Source organism: Fulvivirga marina (assembly GCF_016775155.1).
In the GTDB taxonomy this organism is placed as follows: Bacteria; Bacteroidota; Bacteroidia; order Cytophagales; family Cyclobacteriaceae; genus Fulvivirga; species Fulvivirga marina.
Genome location: NZ_JAEUGD010000049.1, coordinates 1 through 8,659 on the forward strand (window position 1 = coordinate 1; position 8,659 = coordinate 8,659).

11 protein-coding genes are annotated in these 8,659 nt (G+C 46.6%); 9 read left to right on the forward strand and 2 right to left on the reverse strand.

Features of this window, described 5'->3' with window-relative positions:
• The 6 genes from JMN32_RS15010 to JMN32_RS15035 all read left to right on the forward strand — a co-directional run.
• Window positions 1-496 (forward strand): tyrosine-type recombinase/integrase (locus tag JMN32_RS15010; protein ID WP_238354493.1); only part of this gene is annotated, 496 nt, incomplete at its 5' end.
• Window positions 480-1,346: a tyrosine-type recombinase/integrase gene (locus JMN32_RS15015; protein WP_202857169.1), complete on the forward strand. Its 867-nt coding sequence runs from the start codon at window positions 480-482 to the stop codon at window positions 1,344-1,346. The genes JMN32_RS15010 and JMN32_RS15015, both read left to right, overlap by 17 nt.
• 48 nt (window positions 1,347-1,394) lie before the next feature.
• Window positions 1,395-1,637: a type II toxin-antitoxin system HicA family toxin gene (locus JMN32_RS15020; protein WP_202857170.1), complete on the forward strand. Its 243-nt coding sequence runs from the start codon at window positions 1,395-1,397 to the stop codon at window positions 1,635-1,637.
• A complete protein-coding gene (locus JMN32_RS15025) occupies window positions 1,634-1,975 on the forward strand; it encodes a type II toxin-antitoxin system HicB family antitoxin (RefSeq protein ID WP_202857171.1) in 342 nt (113 codons plus the stop codon). The genes JMN32_RS15020 and JMN32_RS15025 overlap by 4 nt, the downstream gene beginning before the upstream one ends.
• An 801-nt stretch (window positions 1,976-2,776) precedes the next feature.
• On the forward strand, window positions 2,777-3,994 hold the full coding sequence (locus JMN32_RS15030; protein ID WP_202857172.1) for an RHS repeat-associated core domain-containing protein: 1,218 nt from the start codon (window positions 2,777-2,779) through the stop codon (window positions 3,992-3,994).
• A 7-nt stretch (window positions 3,995-4,001) separates the two neighbouring features.
• A complete protein-coding gene (locus JMN32_RS15035; RefSeq protein ID WP_202857173.1) occupies window positions 4,002-4,511 on the forward strand; it encodes a hypothetical protein in 510 nt (169 codons plus the stop codon).
• A gap of 68 nt (window positions 4,512-4,579) precedes the next feature.
• On the opposite strand, the gene JMN32_RS15040 is transcribed toward JMN32_RS15035, so the two are convergent.
• Both JMN32_RS15040 and JMN32_RS15045 read right to left on the reverse strand, forming a co-directional pair.
• Window positions 4,580-5,416 (reverse strand): hypothetical protein, encoded by an 837-nt coding sequence (locus tag JMN32_RS15040; protein ID WP_202857174.1) that lies wholly within the window; start codon window positions 5,414-5,416, stop codon window positions 4,580-4,582.
• Window positions 5,413-5,745: a helix-turn-helix domain-containing protein gene (locus JMN32_RS15045; protein ID WP_202857175.1), complete on the reverse strand. Its 333-nt coding sequence runs from the start codon at window positions 5,743-5,745 to the stop codon at window positions 5,413-5,415. Before JMN32_RS15045 ends, JMN32_RS15040 begins: the two co-directional genes overlap by 4 nt.
• A 153-nt stretch (window positions 5,746-5,898) precedes the next feature.
• Between JMN32_RS15045 and JMN32_RS15050 the strand changes: the two genes are divergently transcribed.
• The 3 genes from JMN32_RS15050 to JMN32_RS15060 all read left to right on the forward strand — a co-directional run.
• Entirely contained in the window at window positions 5,899-6,108 is a 210-nt protein-coding gene (locus JMN32_RS15050) for a hypothetical protein (protein ID WP_202857176.1), read from the forward strand.
• A 6-nt stretch (window positions 6,109-6,114) separates the two neighbouring features.
• Entirely contained in the window at window positions 6,115-8,085 is a 1,971-nt protein-coding gene (locus JMN32_RS15055) for a CHC2 zinc finger domain-containing protein (RefSeq protein ID WP_202857177.1), read from the forward strand.
• Window positions 8,086-8,222: 137 nt separating this feature from the next.
• A partial coding sequence (locus JMN32_RS15060; protein ID WP_202857178.1) for a hypothetical protein occupies window positions 8,223-8,659 on the forward strand: 437 nt, incomplete at its 3' end.

Here is an 8,659-nt window from a genome sequence, read left to right on the forward strand (position 1 = left end):
AGCCATGCAATCCCGTGACAGGGCCATGCTATCAGTCTACTACGGCTGCGGCCTGCGCAGGAGCGAAGGCGTAGCCCTCAACCTCAGCGACATCAACCTAGACAAAAACCTGCTCCATGTACGCAAAGGCAAAAACTACAAAGAACGCCACGTGCCCATCAGCCCCGCCAGCCGTCGCCACCTGACCCAATACATCTACGACCATAGAAACACCCTGCTCCGGTACCCACAAACCGACGCCCTTTTTTTAAGCAAACGAGGCACCCGGCTACAAGGCCAAAGCATGATCCTGCGCCTGAAAGCCCTGCAGCAACAAAGCGACAGCACCACCCTTCGCGCCAAAGAAATAGGCCTGCACACCCTTCGGCACAGCATCGCTACCCACCTGCTACACTCCGGCATGAAACTCGAAAACATCAGCCTTTTTTTAGGCCATAGCAGTTTAGAAAGCACCCAGATCTATACACATTTAGAAGCCCATGAAAACAACCTTTAAACACTACCTGATCAGTAAAGGCCAGAGCCAAAGCACCGCCGACAGCTACGAGCAGCACAACACCTACTACCATCAATGGCTGGCAGCCCAAAAAATAACCATCACCCAAGCCAGCCACCGGGATATACTAGCCTACATAAAACACTGCACCCGCCAGCACAACACCCAAAAAACCATCCGGCACAAACTAACCGCCATCAGCCATTACTACCAATACCTGCAACAACAAGAACCCGCCACCATCAACCCGGTAACAGACATCAAGCTCCAGGGCATCAAACGCCACCACCTGCACCACATCCTGGAACCCCACGAACTGGACCAGCTCTACCAGCAATACCCCAACAAAACCCCAAACCAGAAAAGCAACAAAGCAGCCCTTGGCCTGCTCGTCTACCAAGGCCTTAAACCCGAAGAACTGGGCAAACTGGAAACCCACCACCTGCAACTAAGAGCCGGAGAAATAACAGTACCCTCTACCCTGAGAAGCAACAGCAGGACACTAAAACTGGAAGCAGGGCAGATCCTCGACCTCTACGACTACCTGCAGCACACCCGTACAACCCACCTGAAACCAGGCCGTCCGGATAACCAAAAACTGTTCATCCACTATTGCCGCTTTAGCGTGATCACCGAGAGCATCAGGACACAGGTAATGAAGACCAACCCCCAGATAAAAAACCTCCAACAACTCAGAGCATCCGTGATCACCCATTGGGTAAAACACCACAACCTGCGCGAAGCACAATACCGTGCAGGCCACCGCTACGTGAGCAGCACGGAAAGGTACAAGCAAAACGACCTTGAAGGCCTGCAGGAAGAAATCAACCAATACCACCCCTTGCAGTAAAAAAGAAAAACAACTTGATTGTGCAACTAAATACAGTTACTTTTGGTTATGTCTAAAAAAGAAAAGTTAATTGCCAGATTTATAGAACTGCCCTCTGACTTTCATTATGATGAGATGGTGAAGCTTTTAGGCTACTTTGGTTTTAATGAAGTTAAGAAAGGAAAGACCTCAGGCTCGCGGGTGAAGTTCGAAAATAAAAAGGGTATACCGATAATGCTTCATAAGCCACATCCGAGTGGAATTATGAAGAAATATCAAATGAAACAAGTAAAGGAAATATTAGGACTATGAAATATCTGGATTACAAAGGTTATACGGGAAGTATAGAGTATAGTCAGGAAGATAATTTACTCTATGGGAAAGTATTAGGAATAAGAGGATTGATCTCTTACGAGGGAGAGACAGGGCAACAGCTGGAGCAAGACTTTAAAGAAGCTGTTGATACTTACCTGAATGATTGTAAGGCTACGGGGAAAAAACCAGAGAAGCCATTTAAAGGCAGCTTTAATGTGCGAATATCGGCTACGCTGCATCAAAAAGCCGCACTCTTGGCAATGGAAACAAAAACTTCCTTAAACAGTCTTGTAGAAGAAGCCATCAGGTCTCGTGTAACTCAGGAGCCGGTCTAATCCCCACCGCACAACCTACCCGCCTGCATGAAGAATGTTTTTGGTCGGGCATTTAGCCACTCCCAAAAAACAGCAAGGTAAATCGGTGTTCGTCCGCTGCTCTCTCAGACTGCGTTCCGTAAAAAGCAAATCCCCGCGCCTTAAACCGTTCCGCCAAAAAAGGCTTCACTATTTAGCCGACACACAAGGCCGATTTGCTTTTTACTCCACTTGCTTCGTTGTGCTGCTCCTCACGGCTGTTCCTATTTTTATTTTGATTGATTGATAAGCCTCCGGCAGGCAGGCAAAAATAAAAACCCACAGCCCGTGTTATTGCTCGCCTTCGCTCCTCAGTCAGACACAGCCAAGCCGCTGCGCTCCCTCTTGGCTGGCTTCCTTCGGGCTCGCGGCTTCACTCAGGATGGTTGCTTCCGTACCTACAGCACCCACCTTCGTTACGCCTTTAAGGCTCGCAGGACAGAAGGCCTTAGCGGCGCCATGATCAGGGAGATCCAGAGTGAAGCAAGCAGTTGGCTTGCAACATTCTTTTGAAGACTAAAAGCCTTTAGAATGACAAGAAACGATAAAAATGTTACCCAGGCTTTTACCCTTCAAAAAAACGTGATTGGTAAACTTATCTGCCTTGGAAAGCCCCTTCAAAATGATCTAAACAGGGCTTATTCTTTTCAACTGAGAAAAATAAAACTATATTCGCAGGTGCTTAAAAGCACGAAACGTTCTTTGTAAGAGTACACTGCAAGTCTTTTGCACTAAAGAAGTTGTGCAGGAGACAACGAAGTGTATTTTGATGATTTTGAGGTAATGTTAACGGAAGGGAAGGTAGTACAGAGCAATAACTACTACCCGTTCGGGCTACAGCAAAACACCAGCTGGACGCGCATGGATCAGACTCCAAACGCCCACAAGTTCAATGCGGCCACCGAGTACAACGACTTTACGGATACCTACGACACGCCGTTCAGGCAGTACGATCCGGCAACGGGGCGCTTCAACGGTGTAGATGCCCTCGCCCACATGACCCCGACACTTACTCCGTACAGGTTCGGGTTTAATAATCCTGTTTCTTTTAATGATCCAACTGGGCTGACCGAAAGGCCAATCATATTAGACTCAGATCGTAAGACAGGTGGCGGTGGTAGTATTCTTAGTGGAGCGGACAATGTCTTTTCCATGAGCTGGCTTAGTGGCGGTATGGGAAGGGCTAGTATAGGATCTGGAAGGTACCATCGTAGTTATGGTTATAAGGGGTCTGGGAAAGGTTATCGGTATAGTTCTGTTTCAGCAATGGCTACCGATGCATGGAACGCTACCCCTGAAAATGGCTGGTCTATTACAACATTTGAGAATGGTTATAAAACAGGTTTTGCATCCGGTACAATGGGTTCCCTTTCCAGTTTAGGAGGCAAAGGCCATGGCTCCCTTAGGGTGTATAACAAGTATGCAGGCAAGGCTGTTGGGGGCAATAAATTCAAAGGTGCTTATGTTTATGACTTTGAGGCGTTGACCTTCCTGGCTAATCAAGGGGGTACTCTGGAATGGGTTCAGAATGGAGGGGATCCAAGTTGGCGGCTTATTAATTCTCGACACAAGGATCCAAGTTTGAAGAATTGGCGGCAAGTTGGCATGACTGTTGAAATAGGTGCTGATGCACCTGGATATACCAACTTACGATGGGTGCAGACGGTAACAACAAATAGAAATACCACTGATCATCCAGTAAGTCCATTTGTAGATGGCGTAGGTACTAAGCCTTATTACTATCCCGATTATGACAAAAGATTTCATAACTATAAGGGGTATGATATAGTTTTTCAAGACAATCCGGATGCATGGGCATATTCTGACAGGAATACTAATTGGATGGCAGAAACTTCATTAGTAGGTATGAGAGATGGAAAAATGGAGAGAATATTTACTTTGACATGGGGCTTTGAAGTAAATGGATTTAATGTAACCTTATTTCACCCAGCTCAAGTAACTAATCCATCAAATTTTCATTTAAATAGTTTACCCAAATAGTTTCGATATGAAATACATTGTTGTTTTGCTTGCGGTGCTTTTTGCTTGTACGTCAGCCAGTGACAGAAGTGGTTTTGAAAGTAAAGAGTATATTAAGTTTGAATATTTAGGAGAACATGACTACCCTTTTTCTGCGCTGGTAATTAGTACTGTCGAGATAAAAAAGAGCCAAGTGGAAACTTATGAGGATTATGGTGATACTCTATGGATTGAAAATATAGTAGTGAGTAAGAAGCTTTATTCAATTGTAAAAGCTGAAATAATAAACTTATCAAAAAGAGAGGGTAAGGTGCATTTTGATGAGTTAAAGGAAGAAGAATATAAAGTGGGGTTCAGCGTGGATGTTGTAGAAGATGAAAATATAGTAGTCTCTGATGACATCTGGTCTTATGAAAGTAGCAAGATGTATTTTACAAAGTTGATTAATGGACTAAACAAAGTAGAGGGTTCTGAACTGTTGAGAGAAAAACTTAATGATCTATATATTGAACGTTTGTTTAAAGAACAAATGAATTAGAGTGCGTTAGTAATAGCGGAACACGTTCAAAAGGAATACAAGAGCCTTGCAGAAATGCAGGGCTTTTTTTATCCAAAATATGAGCTGTAACCCTCGAGTTTGGTGTGATCATCTAAAATGCGTTCGCTGGCATTTAAATACTTCTGTTTTAACTTGTAAGTAAGTATCAGGAAGTAAATAAATATACCTTCAATAACTGCGGTTAAAAAGACTAGCAATATTCCTTTTAAAGATGACAGGTGTTGAAAAAAGACACTCATTGACCATACTATCTTTGGGGACTCATTCAGAGATAAAGGCATGAAATGTAACGGATAAATTACAGTAAAAACGAAACCGATTGACAGCACTATTATTGAGTAGTTGATAGGCTTAAGCTTGATCTTGGTGTTGTGTAGCTCGTTTTTGAGCAGTTTAAAATGATCAATGTGTGTTAGAGCCTCTATTTTTAATGCATCGATCAGTTCCATTTCTTCATTTAGACCGTTTTGTATGTTAACCGGAAGAAGTTCTCCAAATGCGGATGTTTGTATGTCTGTTATACGTTTTGTAAGGGTTGCCAAGTTAAGGTTACTTTTATATAACCGGGGTTCTAAAGCATAGAGCATATCCAATGTCTCTGTAATATTAAGATTATCAAAGTCCCCATTTTTTATGGCTCCCTTTATATTCGAGCTACGTTGAATGGTTTTTCGGTTAAACCAATCAAAACTTCTATTCGCTATTCGAAGCTTTATGTCTTTATAATTAACAACTAATCTAGCCAGTTGTTGGTCAAGGTTTTCAGCCTTCTCGCTTTCATTTAGTAGCTTTGAAATTATAAAGGCGGCAATAATACCAATTAGAGCTGCTCCACATTGAGCAAAGGCGGCAAAGAACCAGTTCCAGTCAATGGTCATGATCAAGAATACGCCTGTCTAGTTTTAGCATCCCTCAGCATGGCATCAATAGTAAAAAGGATGTGGTCTTTATCTTTTTCATTGAGGGTAAGAATATCATTGATCCTTTTGAGCATGGTTTTGTCCTTGATATAGTTGTCAGAGCTTCCGATCAGGTAATCAAGAGAAACCTCAAGAACTTCCGCAATCTTGGCCGCCACCTCAATAGAAGGCTTTACCTCATCACGCTCATACCGGCCTACCGTGGTAGGAGTAGCTTTTAATGCTTTAGCAAGCGCCTCCTGCGACATTTTTTTATCCTTACGTGCCTGTACAATACGGCTTCCAAAACTCATATCTGTAATAATTTAATAGGTAAAACGGTGTTTTTAGGAGTATGTTAACTCAAATATATGTTATAAAATCCAAATAAGTTTTGGAAAAGTTCGCACACATCTGTTATATTCGGCACATATTTGAGTTGAAAACAAAAAAGAGAAACTTTTTTCATGGCAGAACACACCCACCTCCAAACCCTTGTCCACCTGCTCCGGGACGAAGACCCCTTAGAGATCGCCAGCGTGCTGGACGAGATCCTCTACGAAATGGTGAACTACAGTGATAGCCAGGGCAGCAGCGAAGGTTTAGGCTACCGCTACCACCTGGTGCGCCAGCTGCGCAACGCCTTTAAAGAAATCTCCACCCGATCAAACCAGTAAGCCCCTATGGAAATCAAAGAGATCAAAGCCCAACTGAGCATCACCACCGTATTGCAACATTACAACCTGCAGCCCACCGGCAAAGGCGCCTTGCAGTGCCCCTTCCATGAAACCAAACCCGGGAGCCGAAAAAAGACCCTGCAAGTCTATACCGACACCAACCGCTACCAATGCTTCCATAAAGACTGCAGCGCCGGCAATGGCGACGTGATCGACTTCATTATGTACATGGAAACCAAATCAGCCACCGTTAACACTTCGGCAGACAGGCACGAAGCCATCCAAAAAGCCAAAGCCCTGCTGGGCGTAAAAGCCCCAAAGTCAAAAGACACTCAAGATGCCCATTCCGATGTTTGCCCCGGTCCAACCGGGGCATCCGGAACACCCCGGCACCCCGAAGAACTGGGGTCCGGGGTAACCTTTACCATCATCAACAAAGAACAACTGCACTACCGGGATGGCAGTCTCGAGATCACCGTATTGGGCGGCATCCGCCTGGAAGGCCTCGATAGAATGCGCTGCACCCTAAAACTGGCCTCAGCCACACAACCCCACCGCCCCGCCCTGCGGCACACCCTAGACCTTTACAACGACGACCAACTGCAGAAACTTACCCGCAAAGCCGCCACCCACCTGGAGCTGGGCACCAGCAAAATCACCACCAGCCTCTACCAGCTCTTAGACCACCTGGAAAACTACCGGCTGGAAGCCAACGCCCGCCAGGAAGAAAAACCCCGCACCCCCGAACCAAGCCCCGAAGCCAGGCAACAAGCCCTCAACTTTTTACAACACCCCGACCTGATGGAACGCACCAACACCCTTTTAGGGCAAAGCGGTATCACCGGCGAAGACACCAACCGCCAGATCCTCTGGCTGGTCTATGGCAGCCGTAAACGCCCCAAACCCCTGCATGTGATCTGCCTTGGCGCCAGCGGCACCGGCAAAACCTACCTGCAGGAAAAAGTAGCCCGCTTTATCCCCGAGAGCGAAAAATTTACCTTTACCGCCAGCAGCGAAAACGCCTTCTACTACCTCGAACCCTACGACCTCTGCCACAAAGTAGTACTGGTCGAAGACATGGACGGCGCCCAAAGCCTGCTCTACCCCTTAAGAGAACTACAGACCAAACAATGGATCAGCAAAGTAGTGCCCATCAAAGACAGCCAGGGCAACATAAAAACCCGCAAACTCGAAGTATACGGCCCTATCAGCCTGAGCGGCACCACCACCCACGAAAGCCTCTACGAAGACAACGCCAACCGCTGCCTGCTGCTCCACCTGGACACCACCCACCGGCAACAAGAATCCATAATGGACTACCAGCGCAAACAATCAGCCGGGAAGATCGACACCATAGCCGAACACAAAGCCACCCAACTGCTGCAAAACATCCAACAAGTACTAGCCCCCATAAAAATAGTGAACCCCTATGCCGAACACCTGCGCATTCCGGGCCAATGCTTCAAACCCCTTCGTACCCACGAACACTACCTGCAGTTCATCGAAACCGTGACCTGGTACCACCAGTACCAGCGCCCCGAACAAGCCGACCCCGAAACCGGCGAAGTGTACATCAACACCACCCTGGAAGACATAGCCATAGCCAACAAACTGCTCAAAGATATACTCCTGACCAAAAGCGACGAGCTGCCCCAAGCCCTTCGCCACTTCTTTGAACAGCTAAAAAACTGGCTACGGAGCCAAAACCAGGAAAGCTTCTACAGCAAAACCCTGCGCACCCACTTCAGGACCTACCCCATGAAAATAAACCGCTACATCCGTACCCTTGAACAATACGGCTACCTACAAAAAACCGGCGGCAACCGCAAACAAGGCTACGAATACGAAATCACCGATTGGGAAGACTACACCCGCCTGCAGGCCGGTGTCAACATCCTCGACGAGCTGCTGAAAAAGCTGAAAAGCACAAAAACAAAGGCCGGAGGGAAGTATAACACAAGTATAACAACAGTATAACACCCCGGCCGAAATCACATAACCATCATAAAAACAGCAAGTTAACACCAAGTATAACAGTATAACAAGCATAACACCGGAGGGTCGGCCAGACCTTTTAAACATCGGAATGGGCACAGGAAAAAAAGACCAACCAAATGAAAAAACTAACCCTGCAAAACCCCGCCTACCGCTACCTGGAAGAAAGCTTTAAAGAATGGCTCGATATCCTCGGCTATGCCCCAACAACAGTTTACAACCTGCCCATCCACATCAGAGAGCTGCTACACTACCTGGAAAGCCAGGGCGTGCAAAACATCCGTTCACTGGCACCTGCCCACCTGGAAGCCCACTACGAAAACCTCAAAACCCGGAGCAACCAACGCAGAGGCGGTGGCCTGAGCGGTGCCCACCTCAACAAACACCAGCAAGCCATCGGGAAATTTACAGCATACCTCCGGCAGGTACGGCAGCAAGACCTGAAAGTCCACCACCTGCACCATGAAACCACCAGCCCCACCATGACCAGCCTGAGCCAGGCCGAGATCAGCCAACTATACGAAGCCACCTACCAGAACAAGCCCCACCCCAAACA